Origin of the sequence: Legionella beliardensis, from assembly GCF_900452395.1 — a bacterium.
Lineage (GTDB): Bacteria > Pseudomonadota > Gammaproteobacteria > Legionellales > Legionellaceae > Legionella_C > Legionella_C beliardensis.
Genome location: NZ_UGNV01000001.1, coordinates 980528 through 997786, shown reverse-complemented (window position 1 = coordinate 997786; position 17259 = coordinate 980528). Strand labels below are relative to the sequence as shown.

The following is a 17259-nucleotide window of genomic DNA, read 5'->3' as shown; positions in this document are numbered from 1 at the left end:
ACCGCAGTCAAGCCGCGGTAATTCGTTTTTCTCTTTGGTTTCTTTCCATGCTATCAAAATACCGTGGCTTGACCACGGTATCCAGTCTAATTGTCGTATCTTACTGAAGTAAATCGCCAGGAATGTATAAATACAGGTTTAGCAGAAAACATACCACCCTTTCTGCCAAACTTACCTCTTACAATTATTCAACAATAAAAATGCGCTGCAATTCATCGGCATGACTATTAACAAACTTCTGGCCAAGACCAGGTACGTGTGCTAAATCAGTTACTGATTTAAAGTTACCATGCTTTTGACGATAGGTAATAATTGCCTCAGCACGTTTACTACCAATCCCCTTAATGGATTTAGACAAGGTTTTAATATCAGCCGTATTTAAATTGATTTGTTTATCAATAACCGATACTTTGGATAAATTGCCAGAAAGGCTAGTTTGAGAAAATGCGGGTAAAACAAAAAAGCATAACGCAAGACCTAAAAGTCTTCTTTTCATTATTTTTCTCCATATTGATTGGACTATACGATTACTCATCTCTTGCTTCAGCTATATTCCGTAACTAAAGCACGTGAAGTATGTCAGTAAATGCAGATAATGTCGAGTAAAATTATTATAAACAGATTGATTTATAAAACATTTTATTGATTCGAATTACCATTTAATCAGGTAAGTTAGCGTGTTTATTAATAACAAATGCAACGCACGCTGTTAATTTTTTAGCCATATCTAAGTGCAAAAACTCATTAGGCCCGTGCGCATTGGAATGAGGACCTAAAACGCCCGTAATCATAAATTGTGCTTGAGGAAATAATTCACCTAGCATACCCATAAAAGGGATTGTTCCTCCCTCACCCATGTAAATCGCTGGTTTTTGGTAAAAAGTCATTGACGCGTCATTGACAGCCTCGGCAAACCAATCGGCTAATAGCGGCGCATGCCAGCCTTGTGCACTATCATGTATATCAAAGGTAACACGGGCATTATAAGGTGGATTTTCGGTTAAGGTCTGTTGCATGCTCAAGGCTGCCTGTTTAGGCTCTGTTAAAGGAGGCAAACGCATAGATAATTTTAACGCGGTTGTTGGCCTAAGCACATTTCCTGCATCAGCAATTGCCGGCAGACCAGCAGCACCGGTAATGGCTAATGCGGGACGCCAAGTGCGATTTAAAATTAACTCAGTGCCTTCATACGCAGTAGGCTCAACGCCTTCATGCAAAGGGTATGCGGTATAAATACTCTCCCCTAGAGCATCTGCGCATTCGCTTGCTTGTGTTTTTCGTTGCTCCGGAATGTCACAGTATAACGATTTTAAAGTAACCTGCCCAGTTTGCTCATCTTCAATACGATTAAGTAAGTGACGCGCTACTCTAAAGCTATCAGCAATAATACCGCTAGCACTACCAGAATGCACACCTTCGGTGAGTAATTCTACTTTTAATTCACCAACCACATTACCGCGTAATGAGGTAGTCATCCATAATTGTTCATAATTCCCTGCCCCTGAATCCAGGCAAATCACTAAGGAAGGTTTACCAATCCTCTCTTTAAGAACTTCCATGTAATAAGGCAAATCATAACTACCACTCTCCTCACAAGCTTCAATAATTATTACACAGCGCGCATGAGGTAAATTTTGATTTTGTAGTGCGCGAATAGCCGTTAAGGAAGCATAAGCCGCATAACCATCATCAGCACCTCCTCGCCCATAAAGACGATTTCCTCGAATAACTGGCTCCCAAGGACTAAGCCCTTCTTGCCAACCTACCATTTCAGGTTGTTTATCAAGGTGTCCATATAAAAGGATGGTATCGTCAGTAGTGCCAGGAATATCTAAAAACAATAAAGGTGTACGCGTTGGTAGTCGGACTACTTCTAATGTTGTGTCTGCCGGTGCATGCGTCCGGCACCAATGAGCAATATGGCAAACTGCTTGCTCCATAAATCCATGCTTTTCCCAATCTGCATCAAAATGCGGCGATTTATTAGGAATTTTTATGTAGTCACAAAGACTAGGTAAAATTGCTTGATCCCATTCTTCTGCAATAAAATTATACAAACCTTCGGGATTCAGCATGAAGTTGCTCCTTAATAATAGTTAATATCCTGGCGGTTGCTGATTCAATATTAAGTGCTCTTATCTTAGCAACAATACCTTCTCTACGCTCATAAGTCTCATTAATTGCGCTAATTAAGACCTGATAAGTTAAAGTATCGTTATCAAGCACTGTACTAATACCTAATTTATTAAAATAAAACGCATTTTGAATTTGATCACCACGGCTTGCTTTTAAAGACAACGGAACTAGAACATGTGGTTTTTGCAAAGCAAGTAGCTCAAATAATGTATTAGAGCCAGCTCGTGAGACAACTACATCAGCAGCGGCTAGTAAATCGGGCAGTTCCTCATTAGCATATTCAAATTGACAATAACCAGGTTGGACCAACGAGTTATCCATTTTTCCTTTGCCACACAAGTGAATTATTTGAAAAACTTGGGTTAACTCACTTAATGATTGCCTGATGATTGCATTTAAACTACTTGCTCCCTGGCTGCCGCCCATAACTAATAAACAAGGTTTTTTATCGTCATTAAATTGACAACGCGCTAATCCTTGCGTACGCGCGCCTAAAAAAAGCTGTGGTCTGATTGGCGTTCCTGTTATCTCAACAGACTCTTGATGTTTGAAATGCTCCCTCGCAGCTGCAAAGCTAACACAGATTTTATCAACAAAGGGCAGGCTTAAACGATTTGCTAATCCTGGGCTCATATCAGATTCATGGGCAATCACCGGTATACGATTTAACCAAGCGCTAAATACAACCGGAAAAGCAACAAATCCGCCTTTAGAAAAGACTACATCTGCTTTAAGTTTACGGAGTAAATAATAAGCCTGACCAATACCAACTAAGATTCGAAAGGGGTCGATAAAATTTTGCCAGCTAAAATAGCGTCTTAATTTACCCGAACTAATCCTATAAAAAGGAATCCGGCCCCTTATCATGGTTTCTTCGACACTATTTTTTGAACCAATATAATCTACTTGCCAACCTTCTTGTTGCGCTGCTTCAATTAGTGCTAAATTTGGAGTCACATGGCCTGCAGTACCACCACCTGTAAACACGATTTTTGGCTTCATCTCTACTCCTAATGCCTTAGCAAGCTCTAATATGAATCCTACATAATAGCTATTTTATAGCTTTTATGTCATTAAGAGAATATTATCCTATAACCTACCAAAATGAGCGATTTGATATAAAAATGAATTACTTTCAAACCAAGCTCTCATTAATTAGTAAACTTAAATCAATTGCTTGAATTGATTTAGTAATAGCCCCAACAGAAATATAATCTACGCCCGTTTGCGCAACTGCTTTAATATTAGAAAGATTAATACCTCCAGAAGCTTCTAATTCACAGCAATAAGGTATATTTAAGCCAACGGCTTCTACTAGCATTGTTTGAGTAAAATTATCAAGCAAAATGCGATCGGGCTTTGCCTGTAGTGCTTCGTGTAATTCATCGATTGTCTCAACCTCGACTTCAACAAATAACGAATTACCCATTGCACGCGCCCGTTTAATTGCCTTCGTAATAGAACCACAGGCTTTTATGTGATTTTCTTTTATTAAAAATGCATCATATAAACCCATACGATGATTAACACCACCTCCGCAAGCGACCGCATATTTTTGCGCATAACGTAAACCAGGTATTGTTTTTCTTGTATCTAATAAGCGAGCCTGAGTACCTTGCAATTCATTAACATAGTGGCGAGTTTGGGTCGCTGTTGCTGATAAGGTTTGGAAAAAATTTAAAGCACAACGCTCAGCTGTTAAGATATCTTTTGCTAGCCCTTTAATCAGGCACAATACAGCTTCTTTAGGCAACCATTCACCTTCTTGAACTAGCCAATGCAGGCTTATATTAGGATTTATTTCATGAAAAGTCGCCTCAACCCAAGGCTTGCCGCATACTAGCATAGGCTCGCGTGAAATTATTTCTGCTTCTGCATATAAATCTGCTGCTAATAAAGCAGCACTTACATCACCACTGCCAATATCTTCCTCTAAGCCACGGCGAACATCAATTAGCACTTGAGCTGAATCAATCATTTTTAATCACGACCTTCTTTTTAGCATAACGGCTCTTAAGCCAAGGTGGCGCTATTATTGTGGTGACAATAACCATCAAAATAATAGCAGAAAACAGTTCATCTGAAATGACGCCTAATGTTCTTCCAATTGAAGCAAACACTAGCCCTACTTCGCCCCGCGGCAGCATACCAATACCAATTAACATACGATCATCTTTGCTGCTACCACCTAAGCCACTGAGCAATTTACCTAAGATTGCAGCAACAATTAAGCCACTCGCTATCATAATCACTTGCCAATGCATAAACGCTTCTACTTTTACTTGTAAGCCAATCAGCATGAAAAATAAGGGGGCCAATAAGGATTCTATAGGAGAAATTAAGTCTTTAATTTTTAAAGTATGCTGGCGTGATTTCGATTTGTTCTCAAAAAAACTATCATTAATAATTAGTCCTGCAGCAAACGCGCCAATAATTGCAGCAAGCTTAACAACGGTAGCAAGCCAGGCAAAAAACATGACAAAAATAAACGAGCTAAATAATTTTTCTTCCCATAAATCTAAAAAATTAAAAAACCCAATCGTTTTATGCAAAAGCCAGGGTCCCATTAACAAAGCAGCTGTAAAGAATATAATTGTTGAGACAATAACTTGACCAACCATAAACATTTCAATATGCCCCTGGATGACAATACTGCTCACAATAGCAAGAATGATAAGCCCTAAAATATCATCAAGCATGGCTGCCCCAATTATCGTTCTAGCTTCTCGGGTCTGTAGTTTACGCATTTCTGAAAGAACCCGCGCTGTAATACCGATGCTTGTGGCCGATAAGGTTGCTGCCACAAATAAATTTACTTTATAGGAGGCCTCAGGAATTATCATATAAGCGACAGCAAACCCTAAAACAATAGGCGCAATGACACCAATAACAGCTACCTTTATAGAGGCAAGACCTGTGTGTTTTAACTCCTGAATAGAACTCTCTAAACCCACTTTAAATAAAAGAAAAATAACCCCATAGCGAGAAAACACATCAAGCACATAGCCTACTTTAATAAATTCAATACCATGAGAGCTACTTAAAGCCTGCAGCACTTGTGCTGCATAATAGGGATTGGAAATACTTTGAGCTACAGATTGGGCTAGCGGTATATTGGTTAGTAAGTCTTTTAAAATGGAATAAATGGCTGATCCTTCACGCAGCACCACTATCAATGGTGAGCCAAAGAAATAAAAAATATTTCCGACGAAGACCCCCATTAATAGCTCGCCTAAGACACCTGGTTGATTTAAGCGTTTAGCAACATAACGACCTAAAATAGCAAATGAAAAAAACAAGGTTACCCATAAAATAACATTCGCAATAGGATCATGATCCTGCATAGTCCCCGCTAAAACAGGGACAGGCATTAAAATAAATAAACTAAAAAAATAAAACTTATTTAACATAGTCATTACTTACATTTTGCTAAGAATAGACAAGTCTCTAAAACAGAATCTGGATTTAGAGAAACACTGTCAATTCCCTCTTGCATGAGCCACTGGGCAAAATCTTGATGATCAGAAGGCCCCTGCCCACAAATACCTACGTATTTGCCTTGCGCTTTACACGTTGATATGGCCATATGTAATAATGCTTTTACTGCCTCATTACGCTCATCAAATTGCGCCGCAACTAAGCCTGAGTCTCTATCTAGGCCGAGCGTTAGCTGCGTTAAATCATTTGAGCCAATTGAAAATCCATCAAAATAATTTAGAAACTCATTGGCCAATAAGGCGTTGGATGGTAATTCACACATCATAATAATGCGCAGTTCCTCTTTACCTCTTTCTAAGCCATTTTGCTTAAGTACCTCGATAACTTGCTCTGCTTCTGAGGTTGTTCTGACAAAGGGGATCATCACTTCTACATTTTTAAAGCCCATTTCTTCACGCACACGCCGAATCGCTTTACATTCTAGCGCAAAGCAATCAGCAAAATCCGGTGATACATAACGGGAAGCGCCGCGGAAACCTAACATTGGATTTTCTTCAAGTGGCTCATAATATTTGCCACCCGCTAAATTAGCATATTCATTGGATTTAAAATCTGATAAGCGAACAATCACAGGTTTAGGGTAGAACGCTGCCGCAATCGTTGCAATCCCCTCACTTAGGCGATCGATATAGAAATCGATTGGAGAGGCATAGGCTAGCGTTTTCTCCTGAATTAATTTTTTTAACTCTTCACTTTCTAAAGAATCATAGTGAATAAGAGCTTTGGGATGAACACCAATGGTATTAGAAATTAAAAACTCAAGCCTTGCTAAACCCACACCTTGATTGGGAATGGCTTGAAAAGCAAAAGCCCGCTCAGGATTACCTACATTTAACATGACTTTTAAGGGTAGTTCCGGCATATTTTCTACGTCTAATGTGACGCGCTCAAAAGGGACTAGTCCTTCATAAACATAGCCGATATCACCTTCTGCACAACTTACAGTCACTTCAGTACCATCTTCAATCAATCGGGTTGCATCACCACAACCAACGACCGCCGGAATTCCCAATTCACGCGCTATAATAGCTGCATGACAAGTTCGCCCACCACGATTAGTGACAATGGCTGCAGCACGTTTCATAACCGGCTCCCAATCTGGATCAGTCATGTCAGAAACGAGTACATCGCCTGGCTCTACTCGACTTATTTCACTAATGTCTTTAATTACTTTTGCCCTACCTTGACCAATTCGCTGACCAATACTGCGCCCTTCAACAATGACTGGGCTTTTAGCTTGTAGCGTATAGCGCTCCAATTTCTGCTCACTCGTACGGCTTTTTACTGTTTCAGGTCTTGCTTGCAAAATGTATAAATGACCATCTTCACCATCTTTAGCCCATTCAATATCCATGGGGCGGCCATAATGTTTTTCGATAATTAATGCTTGGCGCGCTAATTCTTCAATTTCAGGGTTTGTTAAAGAAAATTTAAGACGCTCTTGTGGTGCTACCTCAACTGTCTTGACCGTTTGTCCCTTTAATTGTTCTGTACAGTAAACCATTTTATTCGCTTTACTACCTAAGGTGCGACGTATAACAGCTGGTCTGCCTTGTTGTAATCCCTCTTTATGAACATAGAACTCATCAGGATTGACTGCGCCTTGTACCACCATTTCACCCAACCCGTAGGATGAGGTAATGAAAACAACATCATTAAAACCAGACTCAGTATCCATAGTAAACATCACACCGCTTGCAGCCAAGTCACTTCGTACCATTTGCTGAATGCCAGCTGACAAAGCAATATCATGATGCTTAAAGCCCTGATGTACACGATAAGCAATAGCTCTATCGTTAAATAACGAAGCAAACACCTGTTTAATCGCGGTAAGCACGGCGTCAATACCACGCACATTTAAAAAGGTCTCTTGCTGGCCGGCAAACGAGGCATCGGGTAAATCCTCTGCAGTAGCCGAAGAACGGACTGCGACGCTAAAGTTATCATGGCCAAGTGTTTGAACCAGTTTGTCGTAAGCCTGTTTAATAGACTGTTCAAAGTCAACAGAAAAAGGGGTTTTAATGATAAGCTCACGAATGGTTTTACCTACTGAAACTAACTCAGCAATATCATCTGCATCTAAAGAATCTAATAGAGAATAAATTTGTTTATCTAGGCCATTGGTCGATAAAAACACCCGAAAAGCGTCTGCAGTTGTTGCAAAGCCTGTAGGAACTGAGACCCCAAGATTTGTTAAATGGCTAATCATCTCACCAAGCGAAGCATTCTTACCGCCTACTTGCTCCAAATCCTTCATACTTAAGTGTTCAAATTCGATTGTGTGCGTACTTGCCATAAAAACCCCTAATCCTCAAAATGGTGCCATTCTACTTAAATTATTAATTAATGTGAATGAGCTTATAAGTACTGGTAAATTGAATGGCAGAAATGCAAGCAATAAATTTCTCATCCCACTTCGGAATTTGTACAGCATCGCCCACTGAGCTTTAGGCAAGCCGCAAAGGAGCGAGGCGAAGAAGTGTACATTGAAGTAAATAACTTAGCCGAGGGAGCTTGCAACAAAGTATAATCACAGAACTAATATTTGCTTGTCTTTAAGGCCTTTTCCAAACCGTTGAAGGGCATGGATGCCCTTCATCGAGCGACATGGATGTGAAAGCATGTTTGGAAAAGGTCTTAAAGATAAGTAAATACGGGCTAAATATTCCGGACTAAGGCCCTTCAGCGCCGTTAATTTAGCTATCACTTAGTAATTTATAGTTGCTTATACACCGTACCTAACCTATAGTTACCATGCTTTTTTCATGATTATCTTATATACTAACAAGCAACTTAGGTTTGGGTAATTTTAAATGACTTTATCGACTTTAAATGCTATTTCCCCTATTGATGGACGCTACCAGAAAAAAACAAGTGCGCTTAGCCCTTACTTTAGCGAATTTGCTCTTATTTATTATCGCTTATTAGTTGAAATTCACTGGTTAAAATCTTTAGCGTCTAACCGTGATATTAAAGAAGTGCCTGAGCTAAACGCTGAGGCTGCCACTTTCCTTAATGATATTATTAATCATTTTAATGAAAGTGAAGCTGAGAAAGTTAAGCTCCTTGAGAAACAAACAAATCATGATGTCAAAGCCATTGAATATTATTTAAGTGATAAATTTAGCCAATGTGAAGCCCTAGCAAAATACTCACCATTCATTCATTTTGCTTGTACGTCGGAAGACATTAATAATTTAGCTTATGCGTTAATGATGAAAGAAGCGCTTGCGCAAGTTATTCAACCGACATTAGCTGAAATTATTGGTGGTATTACCATGTTGGGTAAACAACACGGCGATGCAGCAATGCTAGCTCGCACGCATGGGCAACCTGCTACACCCACTACTGTTGGTAAAGAATTGGTCAATTTTGTTGCTAGACTCAAGCGGCCACAGCAGCAATTAGCTGAAGTGCTGATTCCTGCTAAATGCAATGGTGCTGTAGGTAACTATAATGCACATATTATTGCTTATCCTGAAGTAGACTGGCGTAAACATTGCTCTAACTTTGTGACCTCGCTTGGCTTGTCTTTTAGTGCTTATACTACACAGATTGAACCCCATGATGGCATTGCTGAAGTTTGTCATATCATGATGCGTATTAATAATATATTACTGGATTATACCAACGATGTTTGGAGTTATATCTCTTTAAATTATTTTACGCAAAAAGCCGTAGCAAGTGAGGTTGGCTCATCAACAATGCCTCATAAAATCAATCCGATTGATTTTGAAAATGCGGAAGGCAATCTAGGCTTAGCGAATGCCTTATTTTGTCATTTTGCTGATAAATTAACTAAATCGCGCATGCAACGAGACTTATCGGATTCAACCGTGTTGCGTAATTTAGGCTCAGCATTTGCTTATAGCTTAATAGCCTATCAAGCTATTGCTAAAGGAAACGATAAGCTACAAATTAACCGTCAAGCTCTAAAAGAAGACCTAGACAGCAATTGGGAAGTGTTGGCAGAAGCCATTCAAACAGTGATGCGCCGTTATCAAATTCCAAATGCCTATGAACAATTAAAAGCATTAACTCGCGGTCAAAATGGTATTGATAAAAACGCATTAATTGATTTTATCAATTCTTTAGAAATACCTATGCCCGCTAAAGAGCAATTACTTAATTTAACGCCTGAAAAATACATAGGACTTGCGGCATTACTGGTCAAGGCATTTTCATGAGTGTTAGCTCACAACAGGGCATAGCGCATGAGTTTGATGTTTTAGTTTTAGGCTCAGGATTAGCAGGCCTACATTACTGCATGCAGTTATTAAAACTTAAACCTGATACACGCATTGCCTTAATTAGTAAAGCCTCTTTAAGTGAATGCAATAGTAAATATGCCCAAGGTGGCATTGCGGCTGCCGTCTCTGAAAAAGATTCCATTGAATCCCATATTCAAGATACATTAAATGCCGGCGACGGCTTATGCTATCTACCTGCAGTTGAATTTATTATTCGCCAAGGGCCAAAGGCAATTAAAGAATTACAAGATTACCCTGTTGAATTTATTAAGCAGGCCGGTGAGTATGTTTTAGCCAAAGAAGGTGGGCATTCACATCGACGTATATTTAATAGCGGTGATCAGACAGGCTTAATTGTTACCCAGACCTTACTCAATGCAATCCAGCAACAACCACAGATTACCTGTTTTGAAGATCATGTGGCGGTTAATCTTATTACCCAGTTCCAACCACATTCAGTCGACAACCAAGGCGAGGTGTTAGGCGCTTACATATTAGATTGTCAAAAAAATGTGATTCATACTTTTTTAGCCCGCTGCGTTGTATTAGCGACGGGTGGTGCTGGTAAAACTTACCGCTACACTACTAATCCAATGGTAGCGACCGGAGATGGCGTTGCGATGGCTTATCGAGCAGGGGCTCGCGTTGGTAATATGGAATTTTATCAGTTTCACCCAACGCTGCTGCACCACCATACCTTAAATAATTTTTTAATTTCAGAAGCGGTACGAGGCGAAGGTGCCTTACTTAAGAATGCTGAAACGGGAGCCCGTTTTATGCAGCACTATGCTCCTGAGCAATTAGAATTGGCAACGCGAGATGTGGTTGCGCGTGCTATTTTTACTGAAATAGAACAAGGTCAAAGTGGCTTTGTTTATTTAGATATCACCCATCAGCCGAAAGAATTTTTAAAGAAACGGTTTCCTCATATTTATGCTAATCTGTTAACCATTGGCATTGATATAAGCCAAGATATGATTCCTGTCGTCCCTGCTGCCCATTATCAATGCGGTGGCGTTTTAACAGATAATTATGGTCAAACTGATTTAAATCGGCTTTATGCAATTGGGGAAGTAGCCTTTACAGGCTTACATGGTGCAAACCGGCTAGCAAGCAATTCCTTACTTGAAGCGATTGTCATGGCTAGTAGTGCAGCGCAGCATAGCTTAAAAGATATTAAGCTACCTGTTAAGAACGTCGACAATATTGATAATTGGAATTCTCCAAGCGAAGTCAATAATCGTCGAGCCAGTCAAATTAATGCGCATTGGCGCGGATTAAGAGGCGAAATGACCTCATATGCTGGCATCGTACGTACCGAAGCAGGGCTACAAGATTTACTACAATTAATTATGAAGCGCCAACAAATTATTGAGGAATATTATTGGAAGCACTGTATTACACGAGACTTTATTGAATTGCGTAATATTATTTTAAATGCAGAACTTATCGTACGAGCAGCGCTTGCGCGTCGAGAATCGCGTGGGGGCCATTACCGTGAGGATTTCCCTGCTAAAAATGCGCAAGCTAAAGAAAGTATTTCTCGGCTTAATTTACCTCTTAATCCATTTATCTAAAAGGTGTTAGTTTATGTTTAATAACCCTGAAGTTTATCATCCAGAAAGGACGCTCATGCATATCACTAATGATATGCAAATCTGTCAGAGTGATTACCCTCTTGACTGGTATCAAGAAGAATTTATCCCTTATGCTGAAGAATACCAAGCCCTTCCAGATCGAAAATTAACCACAGTGCTTGCTTGGATGAAGCCCTACATGCAAAAGGCGCAGGCACATTTTGGCGAAAGGCTGCTTTTATTGGCTCATTATTATATGGGCGGGGAAATAGTACGCTTAATAGAACAATTTGGTGGTCAAATAGGCGATTCTTATCAATTAGCGCTTATGGCTGCTAATAATCCCCAAAAATCGGTTATTATCGAGTCTGCTGTTCATTTTATGGCAGAATCTATTAGTATTTTGGCCCAAGATCATCAACATGTTTATATTACCAATCCTAAATCGGGCTGTACCATGGAAATGCTTGCTAAAGATTTTATGGTTGAACCTGCTTTTATGGATTTAAACGAACGCTATGGTAGAGATAATATTTTACCTGTTTGTTACATGAACACGTCTGGCCGTCTTAAAGCCATGACCGGTGCCCAGGGAGGTGCAGTCTGTACAAGTTCGAATGTTAAAAAAATATTTCGTTGGGCACAGCAACAAAACAAAAAGATTTTCTTCATCCCTGATCAACACATGGGCGAAAACGTAGCTTACTGGCTTGGTATTAAAAATCTGGCCTACTGGCCTGGAGGCACGGCAGGCGCCCAATATTCTTTATTTGATCAAGAAAAAGCAATGTTAGAACGCTTTGATAAAGCAGAGCTTATCTTATTTGCTAGTCAATGTGCTGTCCACACCCATTATACGCCTGAGATGTGCGATTACTGGCAAAACTTAGGCTACACCACGGTTGTTCATCCTGAGTGTCGTAATGACGTTATTAAAATCGCACAGCATGCTGGATCGACTGCGTTTATCTGGGATTTTGTCGTTAATGATCGCGCTGGAACCAAGCATTACGCAATTGGCACGGAAAATCACATGGTAGACAATCTAAAGCAGTATTGTAAAAGCTTAGGTATCACTGTAGTTAATTTGGCCGAAGCGCCCCGTAAAAATGATGAAATAGGCATGGGTTGTGGCTGTGCAACCATGTCAAGAAATGATCCCCCTCATCTAGTTGCCTTAATCGATCTCCTCCGCCAGGGTAAAACCATGTCCTATAACGAGGTAAAAGCTGGCGATATGGTTAACGAATTCACAGGTGCCCGTCATCGTTTGGAATTAAATGACCGGCAGTGGGTTATAGACAATGCTAAAAAAGCGTTACAGAACATGATTGAAATCACAGAAAGCTAGACGTATTAAATTTTATAAAGTAGCCGGTTGCTTACAACCAGGCTACTTATTTTAAATTTTAAAACCAGTCGATTCTTCAGGACTATCCGTGCTTTCAGTCTCTGAATATTCATTATCGGAATCTGAATAATCCGCATCAAGTAATTTATCTATGATACGTACTGGAGAATCTTCGTCTACTATCTGATGATTCTCTTCAGGGAGTTCTACTTCTGAATCTGAAGCTTCATCAAACAATTTATCTGCAATTTGGGCGGGAGAAAGGTAGCCCGTATCTACATATTGCTGTGTTGAATGGTATTTATCTGGAGGTGGAAATTTACCATCATAAATCATTTCGCCCAATTGAACCGCATCGTTAAATGATTCAGTAATGTAGCCATAATTTAATCCCTCTTTCATCAGCTCTTTTAAAGGACATAAAGAGACAACATAAACAATAGACCAATCACTTTTCTGTGTAGGAATATAAGTAAGCCCATCCTTATAATAAGGGCTATCTTTTGGATGAATTAAATTGTTATCTGCCATCTTTATAAAATCACTCACACTAGCAGTGACATGAATCAGATCAATATGTGGGAATTTGTTACTTATTAGAACATTTCCTCTTCTAGATAAAGCTTTTGCAGAGAAAATAGCTTGACCCAAGAAATCAACATTTACGCCAAAAGATTTATGAAAAATAGGATTATAGAGCTTCATACCACCTATTAAGCCAACACAAATCTCAAAAATTTTTGAAGCAACACCTGGTATATCCGTACGATCTAATTTGCGAAATTTTCTTTCTTTAAAATGTTCTCCAAGCATTTTAGATTTAACATAAGTAGGATAAATAATTACTTGACCTTTAAATAGTTCACTTTTCTCTTTAGACATTTTAACCTGTACAAAAAACTATCTAGATGTTTATTGTACGCATAATTGATTAATAAATTATTAAGTAGATCATTAAACATACTTTTTGACAAAATAAATTTATTTATGATTAAAATATTAATGAACTATAGGGGTCTAACTCAGAAAGCAGTTCTGCCTATGGCGAAAGTTTGTTTGGGAAAATCAGTAGGTAGTCTGGGCGCAGGTTGACAAAAACTAATCCCGGGTTGCACTCAGGCTAATGGATACCGTGGTCAAGCCACGGTATTTCGAGAGCATGGAAAGCAGCCAAAGAGAAAGCGAATTACCGCAGCTTGCCCCTAAGAGATCCTCACAAAATTTGCCCATAATTAACTGTTATCTATAGAAACATCATCTCATCCCTACGTACCGCGCTTTATGCGCGGTATCCAAAAGCATTTATCTAAGAACAACATGGCCCTGCTTAAGACAAGCCATTGTTCTGGATACAGTGGACAAGCCGTGGTACGTAGGATTTTAAGTATAAAGCGCGGTACGTGGTGTTTTAATTTTGTGAGGATCTACAGGGCTTGACCGCGGTATCCAGTAATGTGGCGCTTAAATTATGGCACAGAGCAACCTAATGTCCTTAGCGGGGCCGGAACCTGGGTTTCGCTTCGCTGCACCCAGGCTACATTTAATTCGAATATTACTTAGACGCTGCTGCGCTTTGCCTCTTTAAAAAGAAAAGAAATTTCGCCGTTTCTCTCTAAAATTGCCCTATCTACGTTACTCATATCATCTGTACTATGTTGAGCTCTTAGCGACTGCAGAATATCATTTTCAGTAATACGGCAACAATGAAGTTTATCCCATTGATATTGGCCATCTTTAATAATGACTATTTTTTCGCCTTTTATGTATTTGCCGACATAATGACTTTTATAAGATAAAAAGGCTAAGATACGATGTACAATGACGATAATGGCGCACGCAATCATAGAAGGTAGTAAGGGTATATTATTAACGATTGCTTCCCCTAAAATTGCACCAAGAATAATTGAGATAATAAAATCAAACGTAGAATGCTCGCCAAACAAGCGCGCTGATGTGGCTCGAAATAAAAACAGCGCATACAGGGTTATAACCAAACTGCGTATATAAAGATCGTAAGCAAGTAATTTATCAAATCCAATTATCTCATTTAACTCCCCCATCTTATAACCATCCTTTATGCTTAAAATATTTATAAGGGAGCCAAGCAGAAATTAACATCATTAAAATAGCTAATTCATAGCCCCATTTAAAAGATAACTCGGGCATGAATTGAAAGTTCATACCATAAATACTTGCAATTAGGGTCGGTGGCAAAAAAATAACTGCAGCAACAGAAAAAATTTTGATAATTGCACTTTGCTCAATGCTAATCATACCTAACGTAGCATCGAGTAAAAAGTTAATTTTATTAGAAATAAAATTAGCATAATCGCTTAAAGAATCTAAATCTTTCATTAAATTAATTAATCTTATTTTGCTTTCTTTAGCCTTGGTGATATCAATGGATTGCCTAAAGAAGACTATTATACGATTAAAGTTAATTAAGCTTTCCCGTACCTTGGTTGTTAAATTACTTTTTATACCAATGTTTTGCATCAATTTCTGATAGTCAGGCTTGTGTTTTGCGCCATTAATATAATCATGTTGGAAAATATGATGAGAGTATTCGTCTAGTTGTTGACCTACATACTCCAAGACATCAGCCAGCCTATCAACAGTTGCTTCTAAAAGAGCTATTAAAATATCGGATGCGTAATAATTCTTAGTTGTTTTTAAGAGATTATTACTTAATAGTTTAAACGATTGCGGCTCGATATAGCGAATGGTAATTAATTTTTTAGGTGTTAGCGCAAACGTGACGGAATCGTATTGAGGGCGTAAAGACGAGGATTGCGCAATCATCATCGCCGTCATGAATAATGTATCATCTACCTTGTATAAACGGCTTGTAAGTTCAATTTCGCGCATTTCTTCCTGCGTTGGAACTTCTATTGTCAGTATTTTTTCAACCCAAGCCTCTTCTTCTTTCGTTGGTTCAATTAAATCTATCCAGACTGCGTCATTCAGCAAAGATAAGTTTGCAGCAGAAATAACTTCTGATTTAAAAGTATTACTATATAAATACGCAATTATCATATAACCTAACCCTAAAGTATATTCTTACAAAATATCCTACTATTATGACAGTATATGTGAAATATAATGAGGAGAAACCTATGTTAAGGCATTACCTACTCTCAGACCTACACCCTGCCGCATTTAAACCAATGAAATTAGAAAGTCCTAAACCTTATGAGCCCCCACCTTCAGATATTCCAGAACCAGAACCCAATAATACACCTGAGCCAGAACCTATTAAAACACCTGAACCTTGGTCTGACTAGTTAAATTAATATAAGCCAGAATTTATTTTACGTATTGTATGAACTAAGAGAATATATGGAAATTTCATTATATTCAGTAGAAGAATGTGAGCGCATCGCGAAGGCTGCGTCATTACGCTATGTCAAAGACAGCATGCCAGGTATTACCCGTAAGAAAGTGGGTAAAAAGTTTATCTATCATTATCCTGATGGCAAGCAAGTTGTTGATCCGGAAGAATTAGCGCGAATTAAATCACTTGCCATTCCACCTGCCTACAGCCAAGTTTGGATTTGCCCCTATGCTAATGGGCACATTCAAGCTACTGGACGTGATACTAAAAATCGCAAACAATATCGCTACCATGCCTTATGGCAACAAGAGCGCCAGCAAAAAAAATTTCATGCACTCGTTGATTTTGGTAAGGCCCTTCCTATGATTCGCGAGCATATTAATCAAGAATTGGATAAAACGATTAAGCTCACTAAAACGCAAGTTATTTGCGCTATTATTTATTTGCTTGATGGATTCTTTATTAGAATTGGTAACGCTATCTATGCCAAACAAAATAAATCTTATGGGCTTACTACGCTGCGCAAAAAACATTTAACCTTAGAATACGATAAAGCTATCTTAGAATTTATGGGTAAAAGTGCTAAACCCTGGCATATTGTTCTAAAAGAGAAAAAAATTATTAAGGTTCTTAAAAAATGTGAAGCCATTCCAGGCTATGAATTATTTAAATATTTTGATGAAAATAATCAATTAAATGTTATCTCCTCACAAGATATTAATGCGTATTTACAGACCTTAACTGGTCAGTGTTTTACAGCAAAGGATTTTCGCACCTGGGCTGCATGCCGAGAAACGCTAAAGCGCTTACTCTATTTAGACGCCACTGAACAAGCCTTGCTTAAAGATGTGATTAAAGAAGTTGCAGAACTTTTAGGGCACACACCAACTATTTGCCAAAAAAGTTATATCTATGCCGAAATCATTGACTGGTGGAAAGATAATCGTTTTTCAACGTGGGCTAAGCGACGAGGCAAAAAACTTAGCACAATTGGTGAGGACGAATTATTACTTTATTGGTTAGAACAACACAAGACTTGTTTATTTGAAGATTAGAAACATTGCTTACATAACGCTTCACTTAAAAGCGATAAACTGTTTAGCAACTTCGGGT

14 protein-coding genes are annotated in these 17259 nt (G+C 38.8%); 5 read left to right on the top strand and 9 right to left on the bottom strand.

What is annotated here, in order from left to right:
- Positions 1-184 precede the first annotated feature (184 nt).
- From DYE47_RS04460 to ppsA, 6 genes are all read right to left on the bottom strand, one after another.
- Positions 185-496 carry a ComEA family DNA-binding protein gene (locus DYE47_RS04460; protein WP_115302112.1) on the bottom strand — a complete coding sequence of 104 codons (312 nt, stop codon included), beginning with the start codon at positions 494-496 and terminating at the stop codon, positions 185-187.
- Between the two features lie 163 nt (positions 497-659).
- Positions 660-2075 (bottom strand): M20 family metallopeptidase, encoded by a 1416-nt coding sequence (locus DYE47_RS04455; protein ID WP_115302111.1) that lies wholly within the window; start codon positions 2073-2075, stop codon positions 660-662.
- Complete coding sequence (locus tag DYE47_RS04450; protein ID WP_115302110.1) at positions 2050-3138, bottom strand: undecaprenyldiphospho-muramoylpentapeptide beta-N-acetylglucosaminyltransferase; 1089 nt, start codon at positions 3136-3138, stop codon at positions 2050-2052. The genes DYE47_RS04455 and DYE47_RS04450 overlap by 26 nt, the downstream gene beginning before the upstream one ends.
- 133 nt (positions 3139-3271) lie before the next feature.
- Positions 3272-4114: a carboxylating nicotinate-nucleotide diphosphorylase gene (gene nadC, locus DYE47_RS04445; protein ID WP_115302109.1), complete on the bottom strand. Its 843-nt coding sequence runs from the start codon at positions 4112-4114 to the stop codon at positions 3272-3274.
- The gene (locus DYE47_RS04440; RefSeq protein ID WP_115304013.1) at positions 4107-5546 is read right to left on the bottom strand and encodes a cation:proton antiporter; all 1440 of its coding nucleotides are present in this window, start codon (positions 5544-5546) and stop codon (positions 4107-4109) included. Before DYE47_RS04440 ends, nadC begins: the two co-directional genes overlap by 8 nt.
- 5 nt (positions 5547-5551) lie before the next feature.
- Positions 5552-7930 carry a phosphoenolpyruvate synthase gene (ppsA, locus tag DYE47_RS04435; protein WP_115302108.1) on the bottom strand — a complete coding sequence of 793 codons (2379 nt, stop codon included), beginning with the start codon at positions 7928-7930 and terminating at the stop codon, positions 5552-5554.
- A 517-nt stretch (positions 7931-8447) separates the two neighbouring features.
- Between ppsA and purB the strand changes: the two genes are divergently transcribed.
- The 3 genes from purB to nadA are packed head-to-tail and all read left to right on the top strand — an operon-like array spanning position 8448 to position 12812.
- Positions 8448-9821 (top strand): adenylosuccinate lyase, encoded by a 1374-nt coding sequence (gene purB / locus DYE47_RS04430; RefSeq protein ID WP_115302107.1) that lies wholly within the window; start codon positions 8448-8450, stop codon positions 9819-9821.
- Positions 9818-11461, top strand: coding sequence for an L-aspartate oxidase (nadB, locus tag DYE47_RS04425; RefSeq protein ID WP_115302106.1), 1644 nt, complete (start codon positions 9818-9820; stop codon positions 11459-11461). Before purB ends, nadB begins: the two co-directional genes overlap by 4 nt.
- A gap of 13 nt (positions 11462-11474) precedes the next feature.
- The gene (gene nadA / locus DYE47_RS04420) at positions 11475-12812 is read left to right on the top strand and encodes a quinolinate synthase NadA (protein WP_115302105.1); all 1338 of its coding nucleotides are present in this window, start codon (positions 11475-11477) and stop codon (positions 12810-12812) included.
- Between the two features lie 51 nt (positions 12813-12863).
- Here the strand turns inward: nadA and DYE47_RS04415 are convergent, their stop codons facing one another.
- The 3 genes from DYE47_RS04415 to DYE47_RS04405 all read right to left on the bottom strand — a co-directional run bounded on the left by DYE47_RS04415 (position 12864) and on the right by DYE47_RS04405 (position 15848).
- Positions 12864-13694 (bottom strand): hypothetical protein, encoded by an 831-nt coding sequence (locus tag DYE47_RS04415; protein ID WP_115302104.1) that lies wholly within the window; start codon positions 13692-13694, stop codon positions 12864-12866.
- Between the two features lie 674 nt (positions 13695-14368).
- Entirely contained in the window at positions 14369-14872 is a 504-nt protein-coding gene (locus DYE47_RS04410) for a DUF421 domain-containing protein (RefSeq protein WP_115302103.1), read from the bottom strand.
- Position 14873: 1 nt separating this feature from the next.
- Positions 14874-15848: a magnesium transporter CorA family protein gene (locus tag DYE47_RS04405; protein WP_115302102.1), complete on the bottom strand. Its 975-nt coding sequence runs from the start codon at positions 15846-15848 to the stop codon at positions 14874-14876.
- A gap of 80 nt (positions 15849-15928) precedes the next feature.
- On the opposite strand from DYE47_RS04405, the gene DYE47_RS15985 reads away from it, so the two are divergent.
- Together DYE47_RS15985 and DYE47_RS04400 are read left to right on the top strand one after the other, a co-directional pair.
- Entirely contained in the window at positions 15929-16096 is a 168-nt protein-coding gene (locus DYE47_RS15985; protein ID WP_160149842.1) for a hypothetical protein, read from the top strand.
- 55 nt (positions 16097-16151) lie between these two features.
- Positions 16152-17201, top strand: a complete 1050-nt coding sequence (locus DYE47_RS04400; protein ID WP_115302101.1) for a DNA topoisomerase IB — start codon at positions 16152-16154, stop codon at positions 17199-17201.
- Positions 17202-17259: the final 58 nt, after the last annotated feature.